This is a genomic window from Mycobacterium sp. 5-140-3-2 (assembly GCF_035666375.1).
In the GTDB taxonomy this organism is placed as follows: Bacteria; Actinomycetota; Actinomycetes; order Mycobacteriales; family Mycobacteriaceae; genus Mycobacterium; species Mycobacterium intracellulare.
Genome location: NZ_CP142025.1, coordinates 2,611,087 through 2,631,219, shown reverse-complemented (window position 1 = coordinate 2,631,219; position 20,133 = coordinate 2,611,087). Strand labels below are relative to the sequence as shown.

The window sequence follows — 20,133 nt, the reverse complement described above, 5'->3', positions numbered from 1 at the left end:
CGGGAGAGCGCGGGGGTATCGACGTGGTTGTTTCGCGGAGTTCGGGCGGGAAGGTCGAGCATGCGGTGCTCATCGCCGGAGGTGGCCCCACGGGGCTGATGCTCGCCGGCGAATTGGGTTTGGCCGGCGTCGACGTCGCGATCGTCGAGCGGCGCGCCAACCAGGATTTGATCGGATCGCGCGCCGGGGGTCTGCACGCTCGCACCATCGAAGTCCTCGATCAGCGCGGCATCGCCGATCGATTCTTGTCGCGGGGACAGGTGGCGCAGGTGGCGGGTTTCGCCCAGATTCGGCTGGACATCAGCGACTTTCCCACCCGCCACCCGTACGGACTGGCGCTGTGGCAGAACCAGATCGAACGAATCCTGGCCGAGTGGGTCGGCGAACTCGGCGTGCGCATCTATCGCGGCACAGAGGTGGCCACCCTCGCCCAGGACGACAACGGCGTCGACGTCGGCCTGTCCGATGGCCGGGTGATGCGGGCGGGCTATCTCGTCGGGTGCGACGGCGGACGCAGCGTGGTCCGCAAGGCAGCCGGCATCGAATTTCCGGGGTGGGATGCCACGACGAGCTATCTGCTCGCCGAGGCGGACATGGACTACGAAGATGACCAGCCGCCGCCGTGGGGTATCCGCCGCGACGCGCTTGGAGTCCACGCCCTGTCCACCACCGAGGAGGGCGGGCCGGTGCGAATCATGGTCACCGAGAAGCGCCTCCGGACCTCCGGCGAACCCACGGTGCACGATGCGAGGCGGGCGCTCGTCGCCGTCTACGGGACGGATTACGGAATCCACAGTCCCCGTTGGATTTCCCGCTTCACCGATGCTGCCCGGCAGGCCGCGTCCTATCGCGTCCGACGGGTGCTGGTCGCCGGCGACGCCGCGCACGTCCATCACCCGGTCGGCGGGCAGGGTCTGAACACCGGCGTCCAGGATGCCGTGAATCTGGGATGGAAGCTGGCCCAGGTGGTCAACAACACGTCACGCGACGGCCTCCTCGACACCTATCACGCCGAACGACACCCGATCGCCGCGCGGGTGCTGCGCAACTCGATCGCGCAGCTGGCGCTTCTTCGCGCGGACGACGGCACCGAGGCGCTGCGAGAAACGATGGGCGAGCTGCTGGGCATGGAGGAGCCTCGCAAACGGTTCGCCGCGATGATGTCCGGGCTGGGCATCCGCTACGACCTCGGGGAGGGGCACCCGCTGCTGGGGCGCCGCATGCCCGACCTGGACCTGATCACCGCTGACGGTCCGCTGCGGGTGTTTGCCCTCCTGCGGGACGGCCGGCCCGTTCTGCTCAACTTCGGCTCGGCCGGGCGCATCGACATCGCGTCGTGGGCGGGACGGGTGCGTGTGGTCGACGCGAAACACGAAGGGGATTGGGAACTTCCGGCACTGGGGACGGTGTGCGCCCCAACGGCGGTGTTGATCCGTCCGGACGGATATGTTGCCTGGACCGGTGAGGGAACCGACCCGGCGCTGCGTGATGCCCTCACCGCCTGGTTCGGGCCACCGGCCGGGTGATTGGCGCCGGTCGCGGGCCACCGTCGGGTGACTTGTTTTGGGGGGCGCACGGTGTATCGTGCGTGTTCCCTGATCATGAGCAGGAAGCACGCACCGTGGACATGGCAAGCGACCAATCGTCGACACCGCCGCTGGATTGGGGCGAAGCCCAACCCCTGCTGAGGCCGGTGCTGCGGCCGCAAAGCTACGCCAATCAGCTGGTCAACAACGGGGCACAGCCCTGGGTCCGTCCGGTGTTCCCGCACATCAACGAGATGGTCGTCGTGGACCTTCCCACGGTTCGGGCCATGGTGACGCCGGCCGAAACCGGCGCCTGGGGCATTACCGGCGACCAGGCGTTCGCGGTGGCCCGGGAGAATCTGACCGCGCGTCAGCAGGTCTTCACACCGGGCGAGAAGTATCTGTTGAAGGACGCCGACGGTGCCAGCTATGTCGACTCGATGATTCTGGCCACCGGGTGGCTGGGTTCGCTGGCGGTGGCGGGCGGCCCACGACCGCTGGTGTTCTTCCCCGGGGACGGGTCGCTGGTGCTGGGCACCGACGCCCCCGACCAGGTGGCCGAACTCTTCGAGGTCGCCGAGCAGCTGTACCTCGAGGCCGAACAACCTGTCTCGCCGCAGGGCTACACCATTGCGGGCGCCATCATCGTGCCGTTCGATCAGGCCGGCCCGCACCCGCTGCGCGGGTACGGCCTGGCGGCTCGAAGCCTCTTGGCCGCAAGGGAATACCAACACCAGACCGACTACCTGCGGCAGCATTACGAGCGCGAACTGTTCCCGCAATACGTCGGCGAGGCCCAGGTGATCGACACGCCGTGGGGGCGGCGCACCACGACGGTGTGGGGGCAGGGCCCGGCCTGGGAGCTGCCCCACACCGATTACGTGACGTTCCTCGTCGGCGACCCGTCGAACGTGTCGGACAAGTTCACCGTGCCGTTCGCCACGGTCGTCGACGTGGTGGGCATCCTGCCCGTCGCGGGGATCACCCCGGCGCGATACCGAGCCAACGAGTGGCCGGCACCGGAAACGCTGGCGACGCTGAAGGCTCACGCCATAGATCTGCCGAGCGGATGACTCGCTAGTCCGGCGGCTCGTTGTCCGAGCCTCGGACGGCGGCATGCTCCCGGTCGCTGGGCTTGCCGGGGACGTCTTCGGCTTCGCGGTCCCCGGCGACCTTCTCCTCGAGCCGATCGACGATGTTCTCCAGCTCCTGAGCGCGGCTCAATGGGTCTTTATCGGGCTTTGTCATGTCGCTTTCCGTTGGCTTGGTGGGGCGGCGAACCCCGATGCCGGGGGCCGCCGCTATCCCATACCCGATCGAGCGATCGCTAACCGGCCGCAACCGGAGAACAGGGGCGACAGAGCGTCGCGGCGGTGGAAGTATCGCAGGAGTGGCCACCGCAAAACCTCAGACGATCTCGTACCCCGCGCCCGACGCACGCCCGCGTCGCCACCACCCCGATCCGTTGGACCCCCACGTCATCGTCCTGTTCGGCGCGACGGGGGATCTGGCCAAGCGAAAGCTCATCCCCGGCCTGGCCTACTTGGACCAGTCCGAGCTGGCGCCCAACATTCAGATCGTCGCCACCTCACTGGAAGACTTGACCGACGACGAATTTCGCGAGCTCGCCAAGAACGCGATCGATTCATTCGGGACACACAAGCTCACACCCGACCAATGGGCGAACTTCGCGAGGATCATGACCTACGTCCCGCAGGGCGCCGGACCCGAAGCGCTGGCCACCGCCGTGGCGGACGCCGAAGCCAACCTGGGCCCCAACGCCCGGCGGCTGCATTACCTGTCGGTGCCGCCCAAGGCGGCGCGCGCGGTGATCACCATGCTGCGCGACGCGAAATTGGTCGACCGCTCACGGGTCGTGATGGAGAAACCATTCGGCACCGATCTGGCCAGCGCGGTGGCGCTCAACGACTTCGTGCACGAAACCTTCGAGGAATCCCAGATTTTCCGCATCGACCACTTCTTGGGCAAAGAGGCCGCCCAGAACATCTTGGCGTTCCGCTTCGCCAACGGGCTGTTCGAACCGATCTGGAACCGCAACTTCATCGACCACATCCAAATCGATATCCCCGAGGCACTGGGCCTGGATCAACGAGCGAGCTTCTATGAAGAGACCGGCGCATACAAGGACATGGTGGTCACCCACTTGTTCCAGGTGATGGCGTTCGTGGTGATGGAGCCGCCGACCGCGCTCGAACCCTTTGCCATCAGCGAAGAGAAGAACAAGGTCTTCCGGTCGATGCTGCCGGTCAAGCCCTCGAATGTGGTGCGCGGCCAGTACCAGGGATACCGCGACGAAGCCGGGGTGGCAAGGGATTCCGACACCGAGACGTTCATCGCCCTGCGGGTCGGCATCGACAACTGGAGGTGGGCCGGGGTGCCCATCTACCTGCGGACCGGCAAGAAGATGGCCGAGGGCATCCGCATCATCTCCATCGCGTTCAAGGAGGCCCCGCGCACGATGTTCCCACCCGGATCCGGGGTGGGAACCCAGGGTCCCGATCACCTCACGTTCGACCTCGCCGACAACTCGAAGGTGTCTTTGTCGTTCTATGGCAAGCGGCCCGGCCCCGGCATGAAGCTGGACAAGCTGTCCATGCAATTCTCCTCGCAGGAGATCGAGACGGTCGTCGATGTGCTGGAGGCCTACGAACGGCTCATCCTCGACGCGATGCGGGGCGACCACACCCTGTTCAATACCGCGGAAGGCATCGAATCCTTATGGGAGCGTTCGGAAGAGCTCCTCACCGATCCACCTGCGGTCAAGCTGTACCAGCCGGGAACCTGGGGGCCCAACGCCATTCACCAGTTGATCGCGCCGAACGCCTGGCGGTTGCCGTTCGAGCGGGAGTGGCGCCACGCCAGGCCCTGACGCGGGCGCCGGATCAACTCAGCTCAGCTCGGCGCTGAGGTAACTGATGGCGTGACGGAATCGCTTGAGGATTTCGTTGTCGGGCATCGCGAAACCGTAGTCGGCATACACCTGTTCGGTGGGGTGGCGCGTGACGTTCCAGCCGGTCGTGGACAGGTGCTCGGCGGCCGGACGGCGCTCCCCGAGCCAGACGAGTTCGGCGACGTCGATGTCGAGGCCGTGCTGGCGCCAGTTGTTGCGCATCGCCCGGGCCCGCTCGTCGGTGAACACGCTCATGTCGGTGATGTTCTCGGTGGCCAGCCGGCTACCCGGGGCGCTGAGCGCGGTGATGTTGTCCAGCAACCTGTCTTGGGCTTCCGGCGGTAGGTAGGGCAGTAGGCCCTCGGCGATCCAGGCGGTTGGAGAGTCGGCGTCGAAACCGCTGCCGCGCAAGGCGGTTGGCCAATCATCGCGCAGATCGATGGCGACGGTGCGGCGCTCGGCGGTCGGTTCCGCGCCGATCTGGGCGAGCGTGTCGGTCTTGAACGAGATGACCTCGGGCTGGTCGACCTCGAAAACCACGGTGCCCGCAGGCCACGACAACCGGTAGGCCCGGGCGTCGAGCCCGGCGGCCAAAATGACGGCCTGGCGTGCGCCGGCCGCCGTCGCGGCGCGGAAGAAATCGTCGAAGAACCTGGTCCGCACCGTCATCTGCTCGCGCCGCTGCTGCAGTGTCATCGGCGAGTCGTCGGTGTCGAGCGGGATCTGGCCGTCCAGCATCCGGACGAAGAAGGGATGTCCGACCGCCCGCACCAGCGGCTCGGCGAACCTGTCGTCGAGCAGCGGGTCCGGCTCGCGAGACGCCAACGCCCGGGAGGCCGCCACCATCGTCGCGGTCGCCCCCACGCTGGAGGCCAGGTCCCAGCTATCGCCCTCGCTTCGTGCCGAATCGATCGATGACATCCGTGTTTCCCTTCCAGGATCCGGCCGCCGCGCCGGCCGATTGGGCCGTGGGGCGGCCGCCACCCGCGACTACACCACCGCTACCGAAGGGTACTTTCTGCTATGCCGCGGTCACCACGCGCCACATGCAGGTGACTCCTTTCCCGCACGACTAGACGACAGGAAGCGAATCACGCTATGGCACCGACCCTGCGCCCGCGCCGCTCCGCCCTGTACTTGCCCGGCAACAAGCCCCGGGCGCTGGAGAAGGCCAAATCGCTGCCGGCGGATGTGCTGATATTCGACCTCGAAGACGCCGTGGGGCCCGACGCGAAGGCCGAATCGCGTGCGACGGTGTGCGAGGCCGTCTCGTCGGACAGCTACCGGCCCCGCGAGGTCGTGGTGCGCATCAACGGATTGGACACCAACTGGCACAGCGACGACTTGGCCGCGGTGGCCGGATCGGCCGCCGACGGGGTGCTGGTGCCGAAAGTCGAGACGGGCCAACAGGTTCGGGCGCTGGCCGACGCGCTCGACGCGCTGGGGGCACCGAAGTCGTTGCAGCTGTGGGTGATGATCGAAACGCCCCGGGCGTTTCTGAGGGCCGAGGAGGTCGCGTCGGCCAGCGAGCGCCTGGCCGGTTTGGTGGTCGGCACCAACGATCTCGTCAACGAGCTGCACGGCCTGCACGTCCCCGGGCGCGCGCCCGTCGTCCCCGCGCTGGGCATGGCCCTGCTGGGCGCGAGGGCGGCCGGAAAAATCATTCTGGATGGCGTGTTCAACGACATCACGGATGAGGGCGGATTCCGGGCCGAGGCGCAGCACGGCCGCGAAATGGGATTCGACGGCAAGACCCTGATCCATCCGTCACAGATCGCCCCGGCGAACGAGCTGTTCGGCCCATCGCAGAAGGAGCTCGACGACGCCCGCAAGGTCGTATCGGCCTACGAGGAGGCGCGGGCCGCGGGCACCAGCGTCATCACGGTCGATGGCCGCATGATCGAGAGCCTGCACGTGCGCGACGCCCAGCGGATTCTCGCCCTGGCCGATTTGATCGCGGAGATGGAAACCGCTTCCTAGCTCGGATTAGGCCGGGCAGAGCGATCGGGGTCGGCCACACGGTAGGTTGTACGCGATTCCCGACGACTCGAGAGGAGACAAGGTGGGCGAGACCGCGGCCATGGCCGAGGCCGACCGCACGTGGATGATCGACACGCTGCTCGCACTGCTGCAGACCCCGAGTCCGTCGGGGCGCACGGATGCCGTGATGCAGGTGATCGGCGACATCCTCGACGACTTCGGCGTGCCGTTCACGCTGACGCGGCGCGGGGCGCTGACCGCGGAGCTCCCGGGGGAGTCGGCGACCACCGACCGGGCGCTGGTGGTTCATTCGGACACCATCGGCTGCATGGTCCGCGACCTCAAGGACAACGGCCGCCTGGGACTGGTCCCGGTCGGCACCTTCTCGGCCCGGTTCGCCGCGGGAGCCCGCGTGCGCATCTTCATCGACGACCCCGACGAGTTCATCACCGGCACGGTCATGCCGCTCAAGTCCAGCGGACATGCGTTCGGCGACGAGATCGACACCCAACCCACCGACTGGGACCACGTCGAGGTTCGGATCGACCGCAAGGTGTCCTCGCGCGAGGACCTGCTTCGCCTCGGCCTGCAAATCGGCGACTTCGTCGCGTTGATCACCAGCCCCGAGCTCACCGCCGACGGCTTCATCGTCTCCCGCCACCTGGACGGAAAGGCGGGCGTCGCGATCGCGCTCGCGCTGGCCAAGAACTTCTCCGAGAACAAGGTGGTGCTGCCGCACCGCACCACGATCATGGTCACCATCACCGAGGAGGTCGGCCACGGGGCCAGCCACGGGCTGCCCGCCGACGTCGCCGAATTGGTGTCGGTGGACAACGCGGTGTGCGCGCCCGGGCAGCACTCGCTCGAGGACGGCGTGACGATCCCGATGGCCGATATGCACGGGCCCTTCGACTACCACCTGACCCGCAAGCTCTGCCGCCTCGCCCAGGAGCGGGGAATCCCGTTCGCGCGCGACATCTTTCGCTACTACCGTTCCGACGCCGCCGCGGCGATCGAGGCGGGCGCGAACACCCGCGCCGCGCTCGTCGGCTTCGGTCTCGACGGCAGCCACGGCTGGGAGCGCACCCACATCGATTCGCTCGAAGCCGCCTACAACCTGCTGCATGCATGGCTGCAGACGCCGTTGACGTTCGCCAAGTGGGACGCCAAGCCGACGGGCAGTCTGCGCGACTTTCCGTCGTCGAAGCAGCCCGCGCCCAGCGAGCGGTGGGTGCCGCTGTCTCGCGGCGATTACGAAAGCCCGGGCGAGGCGTCGCCCGGCACGCCGTGGCCGCCGTCGGAGGGACCCCAGGCCTAACAGCCGCGGGGCATCCGGTCGGCGCGCCAGCAGCGGGACTGCATGGGGACGTCGATCGAATCAGCCGCGGGGAAGCGCTCACGCAACACAGCGCGGGCGTTGGCCAGCCGGCGTTCGCGGTCGTCGGGAGACGCGGTGATGATCCTGCTGTAGGTGCCCACCATCCCGACGACGTCGTCGAGCCTCATCGTGCGCACGAAGGTGAACGCCTCGCGGGCCACCTGGTGGAAGATCTGCGGATCGGGGAGTGTGACGTTTTCGTGGAGCTGGCGGAAGCGTTCGGGGGCATCCGCCTCAGTCCTTTCGTCGCCGGGCAGCAGGTCGAGGTCGCGGACCCAGTCCACGTCGCGATCGCGACTGGTCCAAATCAGGCCGAAGCGCCCGCCGTCGCGAAGCACCCGCCCGATTTCCGGAACCGCCCGTTCGGGATCCATCCAGTGCCACGCCGCCGAGACGAACACGGCGTCCGCGGCACGGTCGGGGAGTGGGATCGACTCACCGCTGCCCTCGAGGACGCGGACGCCGGGGGAGCGCTCGGCCAGCACCGCGCGCATCCGGGCGTCGGGCTCGACGGCGATGACCTGTGCCGCCCTGCCGATGAGCGTGCGGGTGAACAGCCCCGTCCCCGCGCCCACGTCGACGGCCACCTCGCACTCCGATGGCATCAACCAGTCCACCGCCTGCCGCGGGGCCTGCGGACGCAGCCCGTCGTAGTTTTCGGCGATCGATCCGAACGACATTGCGCGCGCTTGACGATCAGTCACACGCGACAACGTAATCCAGCTCGCTATGCAGAACGTGAGAAAGGATCGCGCGTCACCAGAGGGCGCTGTGATTGACGAGCGCATCGGCGATGAGGCCGACCCCGAAAACGAGAAACAGAAGCCGCACCGACATGGGGCCGTAGCGGGTGAGCGCGCGCACCAGTCCCCGCTGAATGCGCGCGGCCCGCACCGTTCGTCTCATCGACAGCGCAAGGATCGCCAGCGGCGGCGACACCGCGATTGCGCAGTAGGTGATGATGACCAGCGGCCAGAGCGGGGGCCGGGGATGCAACGCGGCCAGCATGGCCAGCCCCGTGAGGTAGGGCACCGCGGTCGGCGCTTGTCCGCTTCCCACCGCCAGCCCGAGGAATCCGAGCAGCCACGGACGTTTGCGCATGGCCGCCATCGCCCAGCCGGGCGCCGACGATTGTGCGGTCAGCGGGAAGTATGCCAAGCCGATCAGCACGATCCCCAACAGCAATTCGCCACGAAACCGGATGGCCGGCGTGATGTGAAAATCGAACGCCTCGGTGATGAAGCTGATACCCAGCACCGTGCACAGGCCGAAGGTGGTCGTCACGGCGAACACGCCCGCGACGAAGCTCAAGGCGCCCGGGATGGGGGAGCGGCGACCGAGCCGGCTGTCGAAGATGACCGCCGAGACGACGCCCACGTTGAGGACGTTCAGCGAATCGAGAAACGCCAGCCCCGCCAGGGCAAGAATCAGAGCTGCCACGCGCCTGTACCGGCTCTAGCGTGCGGATTCGCCGGGTGCTCGGAAGCGGCTGGGCACTGACCACGGCGACACGATCAAAGCGGCGATCATGCTGCAGACAATACGGTCAGACCGGAGCGCTCACGCAGGGGGCGATGGCGCCAGCGCGGGCGATCCGCGGCATGATCGAGGCGTCGACGAAGCGGCTGACGCATCCACACAGCCACAGCACATCGAATCCGGAGGCGCGCCACCGATGAACACGCTGACACCGCAGGGGCTGCACGAATACCTCATCGGGTTTGCTGGAAATGACCCGGCTTCCAAACGAACTCGGGCATAGACCGCCGACACCGCCGCGCCGACACCGGGAGAACTGAATGGGATTGCTCGACCGCAAGACCGCCGTCGTGACCGGCGCCAATTCGGGGATCGGGCTGGCCACCGCCGAGCGATTCCTCGCCGAAGGTGCCGAACGGGTGTTCATCACGGGCCGGCGTCAGACCGAACTCGATACCGCGGCAAGCAAATTGGGACCGAGGGCAACCGCCGTGGCCGGCGATGTCGGCGTTCCGGAGGACTTGGATCGGCTCTATGGGGAGGTCGAGTCCGCCGGCCGGGGCCTCGACATCGTCATGGCCAACGCGGGGGTGACCCGGGTGGCGCGGCTGGGGGAGATCACCGACGATGACCTCGACGCGCTGCTGACCACCAACGTCAAGGGGGTCGTGCACACCGTCCAAAAAGCGCTGCCCCTGCTCAACGACGGCGCCTCGGTCATCCTGACGGGCTCCACCACCGCCGACCGCGGCCGCGCCGGGCTGAGCATCTACGCCGCCACCAAGGCTGCCGTCCGATCACTGGCCCGCGCCTGGGCCAACGAGCTCGCCGACCGCAACATCCGGGTCAACGTCATCGTCTCTGGGTCCACCGCCACCCCGGGCAGCGATAGACTGGCCGCGCAAACCGACCCGGAAGCGTCGATCGAAGAGTTCCGCGCCGGCCGCATCGCGACCATTCCATTGGGTCGCTTCGCCGATCCCATCGAGATCGCCAATGCCGCGGTCTTTTTGGCGAGCGATCTGTCCAGCTTCACCACGGGATCCACGGTTACCGCCGACGGTGGATTCAACCAAGTCTGACGCAGAACGCGCGGCTGCCACGGCAGTACCCACCACAGCGTGGAGCTAAGCGCTTCGTATACCTGCGCGAATCGCGCGAAGCGCGGACGCCGACGGGCGCGGCCCTCTACAGTTCGACGAATGACGAACACCCGCACTGGCACTTAAGGGAAAACGCGATGTCGAAAAGTGTTGCGACCAAAAACGACAACGAGAAGATCGTGGTCGACTTTATACATGCCGCTTACGGCGAGAGCATGGACATCGACGCGATGACCGCGCTCATGGCCGAGGACTTCGTGTGGCAACTCCACGTTCCGCTGTCCCCGGTCGTGCGGGGACGCGACGCGGCGCGCGCAGAACTCGAGAAGCACAACACGCTGTCGACCGGCATGGTCGAGGGGAGCGAGATCCGCACGATCGTGTCCGACGGCGACACCGTCGTCGTCGAACGAGTCGACGTGAACTCTATGAATGGCGTGGCCGTCACGTTTTATGTCACAGCCATTTTCGAGGTTCGCGACGGTGCGATCGCTCATTGGCGAGAGTATTGGGACACCGCCCACGTCGCGCAGCAACTCGGCATCGATCCCGCGCTGATGTTCGCCCCGCTGACGAATTAGTCGCCGGCGCAGGGTGTTTGGCGGGCGGAGCTAGCCCGATGTGCTGAGGATCTTGATCGCGAAAACCAGCGTGTCACCCGGGCGGATTCCGGCGCTGGGCTGACCTTCGGGGTAGCCATCCGCGGGGACCATCGCGACGGCGACGGTGGACCCCACCTTTTGTCCCGCGATGGCCTTTTGGAAGCCCGGCACGACGCCCGTGAGCGGGAAGTCGACGGGGGCGCCGCGTTGGTAGCTGCTGTCGAACACCGACCCGTCACGACCATTGACACCCATGTAGCAGACGGAGACCTTCGCGGTGCTCGAGACCACGGGTCCATCTCCGGCGCGCAGCGTATGCACCTGCGTCTGGGTCACGGCGAACGGTGCCGTCACGGTCACCCGCGGGGCCGTCGTGTCGGTGGACCCGGTGACGGCGACGCTCCCCGTGTTCCCGGCGAGGGTCCAGTCAGGCGTTCCACCATTCTGCGGTGCCGCGGTTGGGCACGAGTCGGCCGCGTTGGCCGTGCCCGATCCAGCGAGCAGGAGAGCGGTTGCCGCGGCGCCGGCCGCGAGCGCCACAGACGAATACATCCGGAACGAGTTCACGGCCGTCACGCTACAGCGACGCATCGCGCGCCTTGCTGGTAGCTCATCTGTAGCGACTGCGCTGCGCAATTTTTTCGATGAGTGCCCGAACGATAAGGCAGAGGTTCTCGGCGCAAAATAGGCCATTCGTACAAAATGGACAAAGCAGCTAGAATGGCTAAGGTGCAGACCAAGGAGGGAGCGCCATGTCCACCGTCTCGTTCCGCAACCGCGACGGCAAGCTCGTCGATGTCCCCTCGGTGACCGCCAGCCGCCTCAAAAATGAGTTCGGCACAGTCTTCGATGAGGCCGCGGTCAGCGGGGCGGTGGTGATCACCAAGCACAACACCCCCAGGGCAGTGCTGCTGTCGTACGCCGAATTCGAGGCCCTGGCCGCAACGGCGGCACCCGCCCTCGACGACCTCAGTGCACGCTTCGACGAACTGCTGGCGACCATGCAGACGCCGAAGGCCAAAGCCGGGGTCGCCGCCGCGTTCGACGCCACACCGGAAGAGCTGGGCGCCGCCGCGGTGAAGGCGGCACGCACCGCGCCGCTGCGCTGATCCGGCGCGGCCCATGGCTCGCACGACGACACGGGCGCAGATACACGTGTTGGCGGGCGTCAACGGCGTCGGCAAGAGCAGCGTCGTGGGCGCGACGATCCGCGACAAGGGCGGTGAGTACTACAACCCGGACGAGGCCGCGCGAGAGATCATGGCGGCCAACCCCGGATTGGGCCAGGCCGAGGCCAACGCCGCGGCGTGGGAACAGGGCCGAAAGATGCTGCAGCGGGCGATCGATCAACGCCTCGACTTCACCTTCGAGACCACGCTCGGCGGCACCACGATGCCGGCACTGCTGGCCGAGGCCGCCAAGCGCGGACTCGAGGTCCATGTTTTCTATGTCGGCCTCGACAGCGCCGATACCTGCATCGAGCGGGTCCGCCAACGGGTCCGCGCCGGCGGGCATGACATTTCCGACGCCGACGTCCGTCGCCGTTACCGCCACAGCCTGATCAATCTCGTGAAACTACTGCCGGTGCTCACCGGGTTGCGGATGTACGACAACTCGGCGAGCGCCGATCCCGCCGAGGGGCAGGCGCCGAAGCCGGTCTTGGTGTTGCACATGGACCGCGGCCGCATCGTCGGGCCGTCCGACTTGAGCTCCACACCGGCTTGGGCCAAGCCGGTCGTCGCGGCGGCGTTGGAGCTCGCGCAGGGATCGTAAGCGGGAGTCTGGATCTCGGAACCGCAAATTGTTCTCGATTTGCCAGCACGGTCTTGACCCCGTCGCCCGCCTCGGTTCGATAATGCTCGTACCTCGAGGGAAAGGCCCGCATTGACATCGATGGCAACCGTGACGATCGCGATGCGCGCGGTCAGCCCTTTGCGCAGCAGCTCCGGTGGCCCGCGAACCTACCGGTCGGAATGATCGATGGGCGCAATGCGGACGGTAAGCCGGCGTCGGACCATCGCCGCGCCGATCGACGCGGTGTTCGACTGGCTCATTAACGGAAACAATTGGAGTGACATACCGGGGATGTTTTACTCCCGCGTTCGCCCGGTCGATGGGCCAGAGCCTTTTGGAGTCGGCTCAATTCGTGAATTCGCCAGCTCGGGTTCGAAAGTCACCGAAGTGGTCACGGCGTTCGAACGGCCACACTCGATTAGCTACCAAGCCCTGTCAACCGTGCCGCCAGCGCAACACAGCGGTGGCTCGGTGACGTTGCAGGAGGTGCCGGGAGGCACCGAAGTTCTATGGACAACAAGCTTCCGCCTCAAAAGCCCCGTCCTCGCTGGCTTATTCACCCGGCTCTATGCGCCCTTAATCGGATTGGGAATCCGCATGGTCCTGCGAACAGCAGAGCGGGCTTTGACCAGCGACCAAGCGAACACCTGACGCACCAGTGCCGCAACAACATTGGGCGCGCACGGCGCACCAGCGCCGCCGCGGCCGCCATGGAGGCCGACGACGGACCCTCCCGCGACTCGCTGGTCAGATTCGAAATCGCCGAGCCGTAAGAGGATGCGGACCGGCGTAGAGCTGGATGGAGATGACCTCTGGTGGCACCGCCGCCAAATCGGCGAAAACCATGGCCGTGCCTTTCCTTATTTCGCGTTCGGCGGGATCACGATGACCGTGGAGGTGGTGGCGATGTCATCAACGGCCACCGCCCCGGGCACCCGGACCGCCGGCCCGGCCACCGCGCGGGTGGCGCTGCCCCCGACGGCGCGTCCGGCCAGGCTCGACAGGGCGGTGGGGCCGAACAGGCCCTGGCCGGGATTGACGGTCATCGCCGGTGCGGCGTCGAGCATCGTCTCGGGCAGCTCGGCGGCCAGGGTCCTGATCGCGGGCGCGGCCGAGGCCCAGTTCGCCGGAACCGACAGCGACCCGACGACACCGGCACGGCCCACTGCCGCCGACACCGTTCCCGCACTCGGCGGCTGGAACGAGGTGGAGCCGGTCAGCAGATCGCTGTGCAGCAGCGGAGCCAGAACCCCGTGGAGGCCTTTCGGATGCAGTGTGCCACCGATGCTTCGCAGGTTGGCGCCCATCCCGCGGACATTGAGCGCGAGCTGATAAAAACCCTTCCCCGCGGTCCCGATCCCGATCGGAGAGTAGGGCCCGGTAAGGACGTTGAGGAAGTTGTTGAAACTCTTCAAGCCCCCCGTGGCTTCCCCGAGGCCGAGCGAGATTCCCGGCGACGTCGTCGCCGTCGCCGCGGTTTGCGTCGCGGCCGGGGCCTGCGAGAGCGCCTGGGAGACCGTGGATTCCACGTTGGAACTCGCCGAGGACTGGGCCGCCGAGGCGACCGCGGCGGCCTGGTTGGTTTCCGCACCGCTGTCGGTGGTCGTCGGCGGCGCGGTGAACGGGGCCAGTTGAGTCGCGGCCGCCGAGGAACCCGCATAGCCATACATCGCGGCCGCGTCTTGGGCCCACATCTCGGCGTACTGGGCCTCGGTGGCCGCGATGGCCGGGGTGTTTTGGCCCAGGATGTTGGTCGCGACCAGTGACGCCAACAACGCCCGGTTGGCCGCGATCACCGGCGGCGGCACCGTGGCCGCGAAGACGGCGTCATACGCGCCCGCCGCCGCCTTCGCCTGACTGGCCGACTGCTCGGCCTGCGCGGCGCTGCCGATTAGCCACGCAACGTACGGCGCGGCCGCGGCCGCCATCGACGTCGACGAGGGGCCATTCCACGCGGTTCTCAGCTCTGCGACGACGGACCCGTAAGACGCTGCCGTGGCGCGTAATTCGGACGCTAATCCGTCCCAGGCGGCCGCCGCGGCCAACAACGGGGCCGGCCCGGGGCCTGAGTAGATCCTGCCGGAGTTGATCTCCGGAGGTAACGCTCCGAAATCCATTGCTTCCCTCCGCATCCGGATATGGCCAACGTCGGCCAGCATCTCAACCGCCGATAACGTTGTCCTTCAACAGCATTCAGCATGCTCAGCTATCGAAAACCCTGGCCGCCGATGGCTTGAATGCTCGTGTGCCCAGAAGACTAGCCAGCTCCGGCGGAAGCAACATCGACCAACAAGGGCCGACTCCGCACGGTCACCACCCCCGGAGGGCAGTGGGCGCGCCTTGGCGATGGGGGTCGGCATAAGCGCCCCTGCGCCCCGTCTACCTCGGACGAATCGGGAAGTACCCCGGCGTGAACGGAAGCCAACTTCCGCACGAAACGTTGCCCGATGAAACAGTTTTCATCAGTAAAAATCTCGGCGTCAAATAATTCGAAAGGGGCGTTTTGGCCGCGAGGCCGTTTGCCGGCTTCCCGCTCGCACGGCGACGATATTGCGTCGCCATCGAATGTTGGCTTGCTTCATGGCGTCCAGCTCCTGAGTCGCATGTCCATGTGTTGCACCGCGCGACCATCGAACGCCGGCCCTGCCACGGACCAGGTGACGGCATGCATCAGTTGGAGCGGCGGGTCCGCTTCGAGGTTCCCGCAGTCTTTTTCGACAACGCGTCGCGAGACGGCACGGTCTGTTCGATGTGGTCGGCGACGCAACCGACAAAGGCCTGGCATGCGGCGGAGCGCATTTCAGGGCGCGGTGCCACGAGGTTTACCCGGCGGTGCATGTCAGCTCCGGCGACCGGCCGCAGTGCCAGTCTCGGATCGGCGTTAGCGCGGGTACGGGCGACGGATTCGGGCAGCAACGCGACACCCAGGTCTTTGCGCACGAAGTGGGTGACCTCATCGACACGCGTCACTTCGAAAGCCACTCGCCGCGTCACGTTGGCGAAGCCGCGGTCGGTTTCGTGTCGCAGACCGTAGCCAGGGGGAAAGTCGATGAACGGTAATGCGGCCAGCGCAGTTATCGACACCGATGATTTTTTTGTGAGCGGGTGGTGGGCGGGCATGACGGCGATGAGCGGCTCGCTGAACAGATGGGTGAACGTCAAGGCACCGCCGGTCCTGGATACGTTGGAGCCCACGATCGCCACGTCCAGCTTCCGGTCGCGGACCGCCTCGATCAGCACGTCGCTGCCGCCGCTGCGCAACGTCACGCTGACGTCGGGATAGTGCGAGTGAAAGGTCGCCATCAGAGTGGCCACATCGAGGCTTTCGGATGGGATCTCCATCATCCCGACCGTGAGCCGGCCAACGACCGTGCCGCCGAGAGCCTGTGCGTCAACGGCGATCTGGTCAATGCCCGCAACCACCTGGCGCACCAGCGGCATCAGCGCTTCACCGGCGGGGGTCAGCGAGACCGAGCGGGTCGTCCGTTCGAACAGCCGTAAGCCGATCTCACTTTCGAACCGACCGACCTGCTGACTCAAGGCTGATGGCACGACGAACATCGCCTCGGCCGCCTTGGTGAAACTATTCGCCTCGGCCAACGCCACGACGTAGCGCAATTGCTGCAGGTTCACAATCCTTCATCTTTCGTGATTAATCGCATCATATCTATTCACTGGACTCGTGGATGCGTTGCCTTCAGGATCAAGGGCATGTCCGCGGATTCGTCGTCACCGGCTGCCTTGGCGGCTGCCGGCATCGTGGTGCGTCCGCAGCCAGGCATGGCCGGCAACGACTGCTCGGTGGCAGCGGTGCGCGACGAAATCACCGAACAGTTTGACCGCCTTGCGTTCCTGGGAGAGTTGCGCTGCTCGCATGACCGGGTGGTCGCGGGTTCTCTCGAGGAGTTGGTGTTCACCTACACCGTCGGGGGATCCGGCATTGCCGACAGCGGTTGGCTGAAGCTGTGCTTCCGCTACTACTCGGATTGGGATCTGCAGACAACGTCGCCGGACGCCCGCGACTTCGCGACCGCCCGCTTGGTGAGTCGGTCGCTGATCGGCGGGGCCTCCGACGACAGTGCCGCGACGGTGCAGCACCTGGTCACGAGATATGACGTCAAAGGCGGGGAGCGGCCATTTCAGAAGTCACTACTGATCCACGTCGTGGACGGGTACCTGCGTCCCGGTGATGTGATCGAGATCCGCTGCGGCGACCGCCGTTTCGGCGGCCCCGGGACACGCGTGCAGACTTTCGTGGAAGACGAGTTCGAGGTCCACCTGTTCGTCGACCCGCTGGGCACGTCGCGCATGGCGCACGCTGATGTGCATCGAATTGCGGTCGTACCGGGTGCACCCGAACGAGTCGTCGTGCACGGCCCTCGCATCGTGCGCAGCGATGCGCCGGCGGTGCACCTGCATGCCCATCTGCAAGACCGTTGGGGCAACACCTGTTCCGACGTTGCCGCGGCGTTGCGTGCGCTCATCGACGGTGTCGTCGTGGACAGCGCCCGTACGCCTGCGAACGGGTGGTCCAAGGCGTCGCTCCGCGTGCCGCCGGTCGCCACCCGCATCGACGTTGCCGCCGAGACAAGCACAGCCGTGCTGCAGGGCGGTGAGACCGTGATCGACATCGTCGACGACTTCCCGTCGCCGCGGGCGTACTTCTGCGACCTGCACGTTCATTCCAACGACACCGTCGGCACTCAGGACACCGACTGGAACCTGCACTACGCGCGCGATATCGCCGCGCTCGACGTACTTGGGTATACCGCCAACGACTTTCAGATCACCGACGACACGTGGGACGACGTCGTCAGGGCGTGCAGGCAGATCGCCGAGGACGGCGCGTTTGTCTGCTACCCCGGAGTGGAGTGGTGCGGGACCGCCGGCGCCGGCGGCGACCACAATGTCGTCTTCCTCGGTGAGGACACCACGTTGGCCCGCTCGCTGGAATGGCACCAGCGCATGGCGACCACGGCGCCCACCCCGCAGACCTGGCCGGTCACCCAGTTATACGCCGCCTACGAGAAGGACCCGGAGTCTTACCTCTTGATCCCGCACGTGGGCGGGCGACGAGCGATCCTGGACTGGCACCACCCCGAGCTCGAGCGGCTGATCGAGGTGCATTCGGCCTGGGGGAGTAGCCCATGGTTCTTCGAAGACGCCCTGGCGCGCGGCCTACGGCTGGGGGCGAGCGCCGCCAGCGATGAACACCGCGGACGGCCGGGGGCCGGGGCGCCAGGCGCCAACATCTTCGGCGGCTTCGGCGGGCTCACCGGCGTCCTCGCGCCGGCCCTTTCCGCCGCAGACGTCGGTCGTTCGCTGCGCGCCCGCCGCACCTGGGCCACAACCGGTGCGCGCGCGGTCGCCCTGCTGCGCAGCGGTGAGAACTGGATGGGTGACGAGTTCGCCGCTGACGCCGGAGAACTGACCGCCGGTTACGCCTTGTACGGCACGACGGGATGGGATGACGTGACGGTCTACGACAGCGCCGGTTTGCTCTGGCGTCGTGACCTGCACGCCGAGACGGGGCTTTCGCCCAACCTCGTTCGCGTCAGCTGGGGTGGCGCTCGGCACCGTGACCGCTACCGCTGGGCCAGCTGGTCGGGCCGACTGCGTATCGATGGCACCGCCGTCGAACACGTAACGCCGTGGGCGATCACCCATCCCGAGCAGATCGTCGATGTCGACGGACCGGCCGTGGCTTGGGATACCAAGACTTACGGCGCGGATATCGGCATCGTGATACGGCTCGCCGACCTGAGCCGCGCGCGCTTCGAACTCGACGCGACGGTGCAGGAAGACGGCCTGCGCACCCGGGCGAGCCTTTCCGGGGCGGAGCTCGTCACCGAGGGACATCGTGACATCGCCGTCGGCGGTCTCAATCTGCGCGTCCGCCTCGAACGCATCTCCGACCCGAAGGCACTGCCGACCACCGTCACCGGCGAACTCAACCTGCAGCTGCCCAAGGGCGACAGCGCAATATACGTGCGCGGCAAGCAATTCGATGGGCATCAGGTATGGACAAGCCCGCTGTTCGTGACCCGAACCACGGGGACCCCGTAGTGACCCGACTTCGAACCGGCCTTACCCGCCGCCTCCACATCGACTTGCGCCGCATCACCTGCGCGGCTTGTCCGGCCCCCAGGGCCGTCTGACGCGCGCGCACCGCCGCGCCATCAGCACTCACCGCTCCCGCGGTACGGCAGCAACTCTCGTTGTGAGCCGCGGCCAAATCCGCCAGGTTCTGATCCGTTTCGATTCGAGGAAACCATGTCACTGCACCGATTCGGCAGCAAGCTCATCGCGCTGATCGCCGCGTCAGCTACCGTCGCCGTGCTGTCCGGGTGCTCGAGCCAGGGCGCGTCGCCGACCTCCTCCGCCGTATCGCTGCGCCTGGGATATCTGCCGCGCATCACGCACGCCTCGGCACTGGTGGCTCTCCACGACGGCTTCTTCGCCAAGCAACTCGGACCCCAAGTCAACTTCACCGCAAAGCCATTCAGTCGAGGGACCGAGGAAGTGACCGCGCTGCTGTCTGGCCAACTCGACGCCGCCTACGTCGGTCCCAATCCCGCCTTCAACGCCTGGCAGAAATCGGGAGGGAAAGCGATCAAGATCATCTCCGGCGCGGCCAGCGGAGGTACCTCGATGGTCGTCAAACCCGACATCAAGACCGCCGCAGACCTCAAAGGGAAGACCGTGGCGGACCCCGCGCTCGGCGGGACCCAGGACGTCAGCCTCCGCGACTGGCTCGCCCACAACGGGTTGAAGACGAATATCCAAGGAGGCGGCGATGTTTCGGTCAAACCGACCAGCCCGGAATCGGCGATCGTCCAGCAATTCCTTACCAACCAAATCGTCGGCGCCATCGACTCCGCGCCTTTCGACGTGCAGATGATCAAGGCTGGTGGGGTGCGACTGTGGTCGGACCCCAACACCATCACCGTCCTGGTGGTCCGCCAAGAATTCCTTGCGGCCCATCCTGACGCGGTCGCCGGACTGCTGCGCGCCCAGGCCGAGGCGACCGAACGTATCGCCACGGACCGCGGTGGCGCGGCCCAATCTGCCAATGCCGCGCTGGCGAAAGATCTTGGCAAGGGGCTTGAACCGGATGTACTCGCGGCCTCCTTCGAGGAAACCACCTACACCAACGATCCCGGAATGGCCTCACTGCGCGACCAGGTCTCCAAGGCCGTGGCCATAGGGTTGCTGAAGCCACTCGATATCAGCGGCCTGTACGAGCCGGGACCGCTCAACAAAGTCCTCGCCGAGCCGGCAAGCCGCAGGTGACCCGTGATCCACTACGTTCAGTCTGATCACCTCAGCGGGCCGCCAGCCGAAGCGAGCGCCCAAACGT

General features: G+C 66.7%; 19 protein-coding genes. 12 read left to right on the top strand and 7 right to left on the bottom strand.

The window, feature by feature from the left end; translation table 11 throughout:
• Window positions 1-23: 23 nt before the first annotated feature.
• Both P6281_RS12385 and P6281_RS12380 read left to right on the top strand, forming a co-directional pair.
• A complete protein-coding gene (locus P6281_RS12385; RefSeq protein WP_201407216.1) occupies window positions 24-1,526 on the top strand; it encodes an FAD-dependent monooxygenase in 1,503 nt (500 codons plus the stop codon).
• A gap of 95 nt (window positions 1,527-1,621) precedes the next feature.
• Entirely contained in the window at window positions 1,622-2,599 is a 978-nt protein-coding gene (locus P6281_RS12380; protein ID WP_009957162.1) for a hypothetical protein, read from the top strand.
• 4 nt (window positions 2,600-2,603) lie between these two features.
• Here P6281_RS12380 and P6281_RS12375 read toward each other — a convergent pair whose 3' ends face one another.
• Window positions 2,604-2,774, bottom strand: a complete 171-nt coding sequence (locus P6281_RS12375) for a hypothetical protein (protein ID WP_162832316.1) — start codon at window positions 2,772-2,774, stop codon at window positions 2,604-2,606.
• Between the two features lie 142 nt (window positions 2,775-2,916).
• On the opposite strand from P6281_RS12375, the gene zwf reads away from it, so the two are divergent.
• Complete coding sequence (gene zwf, locus P6281_RS12370; RefSeq protein ID WP_014380122.1) at window positions 2,917-4,416, top strand: glucose-6-phosphate dehydrogenase; 1,500 nt, start codon at window positions 2,917-2,919, stop codon at window positions 4,414-4,416.
• A gap of 18 nt (window positions 4,417-4,434) precedes the next feature.
• Here zwf and P6281_RS12365 read toward each other — a convergent pair whose 3' ends face one another.
• Window positions 4,435-5,358, bottom strand: coding sequence for a class I SAM-dependent methyltransferase (locus P6281_RS12365; RefSeq protein WP_009957159.1), 924 nt, complete (start codon window positions 5,356-5,358; stop codon window positions 4,435-4,437).
• Window positions 5,359-5,535: 177 nt separating this feature from the next.
• On the opposite strand from P6281_RS12365, the gene P6281_RS12360 reads away from it, so the two are divergent.
• Window positions 5,536-6,417, top strand: coding sequence for an HpcH/HpaI aldolase/citrate lyase family protein (locus P6281_RS12360; RefSeq protein ID WP_009957158.1), 882 nt, complete (start codon window positions 5,536-5,538; stop codon window positions 6,415-6,417).
• An 82-nt stretch (window positions 6,418-6,499) separates the two neighbouring features.
• Window positions 6,500-7,735, top strand: coding sequence for an osmoprotectant NAGGN system M42 family peptidase (locus P6281_RS12355; RefSeq protein ID WP_009957156.1), 1,236 nt, complete (start codon window positions 6,500-6,502; stop codon window positions 7,733-7,735).
• On the opposite strand, the gene P6281_RS12350 is transcribed toward P6281_RS12355, so the two are convergent.
• Window positions 7,732-8,499, bottom strand: a complete 768-nt coding sequence (locus P6281_RS12350; protein ID WP_041784973.1) for a class I SAM-dependent methyltransferase — start codon at window positions 8,497-8,499, stop codon at window positions 7,732-7,734. The genes P6281_RS12355 and P6281_RS12350 overlap by 4 nt on opposite strands.
• A gap of 52 nt (window positions 8,500-8,551) precedes the next feature.
• The gene (locus P6281_RS12345; protein WP_008256612.1) at window positions 8,552-9,235 is read right to left on the bottom strand and encodes a GAP family protein; all 684 of its coding nucleotides are present in this window, start codon (window positions 9,233-9,235) and stop codon (window positions 8,552-8,554) included.
• 359 nt (window positions 9,236-9,594) lie between these two features.
• Between P6281_RS12345 and P6281_RS12340 the strand changes: the two genes are divergently transcribed.
• On the top strand, window positions 9,595-10,356 hold the full coding sequence (locus P6281_RS12340; protein ID WP_008256611.1) for an SDR family NAD(P)-dependent oxidoreductase: 762 nt from the start codon (window positions 9,595-9,597) through the stop codon (window positions 10,354-10,356).
• Between the two features lie 158 nt (window positions 10,357-10,514).
• Window positions 10,515-10,958 carry a limonene-1,2-epoxide hydrolase family protein gene (locus tag P6281_RS12335; protein ID WP_008256610.1) on the top strand — a complete coding sequence of 148 codons (444 nt, stop codon included), beginning with the start codon at window positions 10,515-10,517 and terminating at the stop codon, window positions 10,956-10,958.
• Window positions 10,959-10,988: 30 nt separating this feature from the next.
• Here the strand turns inward: P6281_RS12335 and P6281_RS12330 are convergent, their stop codons facing one another.
• Complete coding sequence (locus P6281_RS12330; RefSeq protein WP_009957154.1) at window positions 10,989-11,546, bottom strand: FKBP-type peptidyl-prolyl cis-trans isomerase; 558 nt, start codon at window positions 11,544-11,546, stop codon at window positions 10,989-10,991.
• Between the two features lie 185 nt (window positions 11,547-11,731).
• Here P6281_RS12330 and P6281_RS12325 point away from each other — a divergent pair, with 185 nt between their 5' ends.
• The 3 genes from P6281_RS12325 to P6281_RS12315 all read left to right on the top strand — a co-directional run bounded on the left by P6281_RS12325 (window position 11,732) and on the right by P6281_RS12315 (window position 13,424).
• Window positions 11,732-12,088 (top strand): type II toxin-antitoxin system prevent-host-death family antitoxin, encoded by a 357-nt coding sequence (locus tag P6281_RS12325; protein WP_008256608.1) that lies wholly within the window; start codon window positions 11,732-11,734, stop codon window positions 12,086-12,088.
• Between the two features lie 13 nt (window positions 12,089-12,101).
• Window positions 12,102-12,752, top strand: coding sequence for an AAA family ATPase (locus tag P6281_RS12320; RefSeq protein ID WP_324738915.1), 651 nt, complete (start codon window positions 12,102-12,104; stop codon window positions 12,750-12,752).
• Window positions 12,753-12,959: 207 nt separating this feature from the next.
• Entirely contained in the window at window positions 12,960-13,424 is a 465-nt protein-coding gene (locus P6281_RS12315; RefSeq protein ID WP_225331369.1) for an SRPBCC family protein, read from the top strand.
• A 209-nt stretch (window positions 13,425-13,633) separates the two neighbouring features.
• Here the strand turns inward: P6281_RS12315 and P6281_RS12310 are convergent, their stop codons facing one another.
• Complete coding sequence (locus P6281_RS12310) at window positions 13,634-14,890, bottom strand: PPE family protein (RefSeq protein WP_036428866.1); 1,257 nt, start codon at window positions 14,888-14,890, stop codon at window positions 13,634-13,636.
• A gap of 553 nt (window positions 14,891-15,443) precedes the next feature.
• Window positions 15,444-16,406: a LysR family transcriptional regulator gene (locus P6281_RS12305; RefSeq protein WP_008256578.1), complete on the bottom strand. Its 963-nt coding sequence runs from the start codon at window positions 16,404-16,406 to the stop codon at window positions 15,444-15,446.
• A gap of 78 nt (window positions 16,407-16,484) precedes the next feature.
• Here P6281_RS12305 and P6281_RS12300 point away from each other — a divergent pair, with 78 nt between their 5' ends.
• Together P6281_RS12300 and P6281_RS12295 are read left to right on the top strand one after the other, a co-directional pair.
• Complete coding sequence (locus tag P6281_RS12300) at window positions 16,485-18,839, top strand: hypothetical protein (protein ID WP_324738914.1); 2,355 nt, start codon at window positions 16,485-16,487, stop codon at window positions 18,837-18,839.
• 207 nt (window positions 18,840-19,046) lie between these two features.
• Window positions 19,047-20,066 carry an ABC transporter substrate-binding protein gene (locus P6281_RS12295; RefSeq protein ID WP_014384681.1) on the top strand — a complete coding sequence of 340 codons (1,020 nt, stop codon included), beginning with the start codon at window positions 19,047-19,049 and terminating at the stop codon, window positions 20,064-20,066.
• Window positions 20,067-20,133 lie beyond the last annotated feature (67 nt).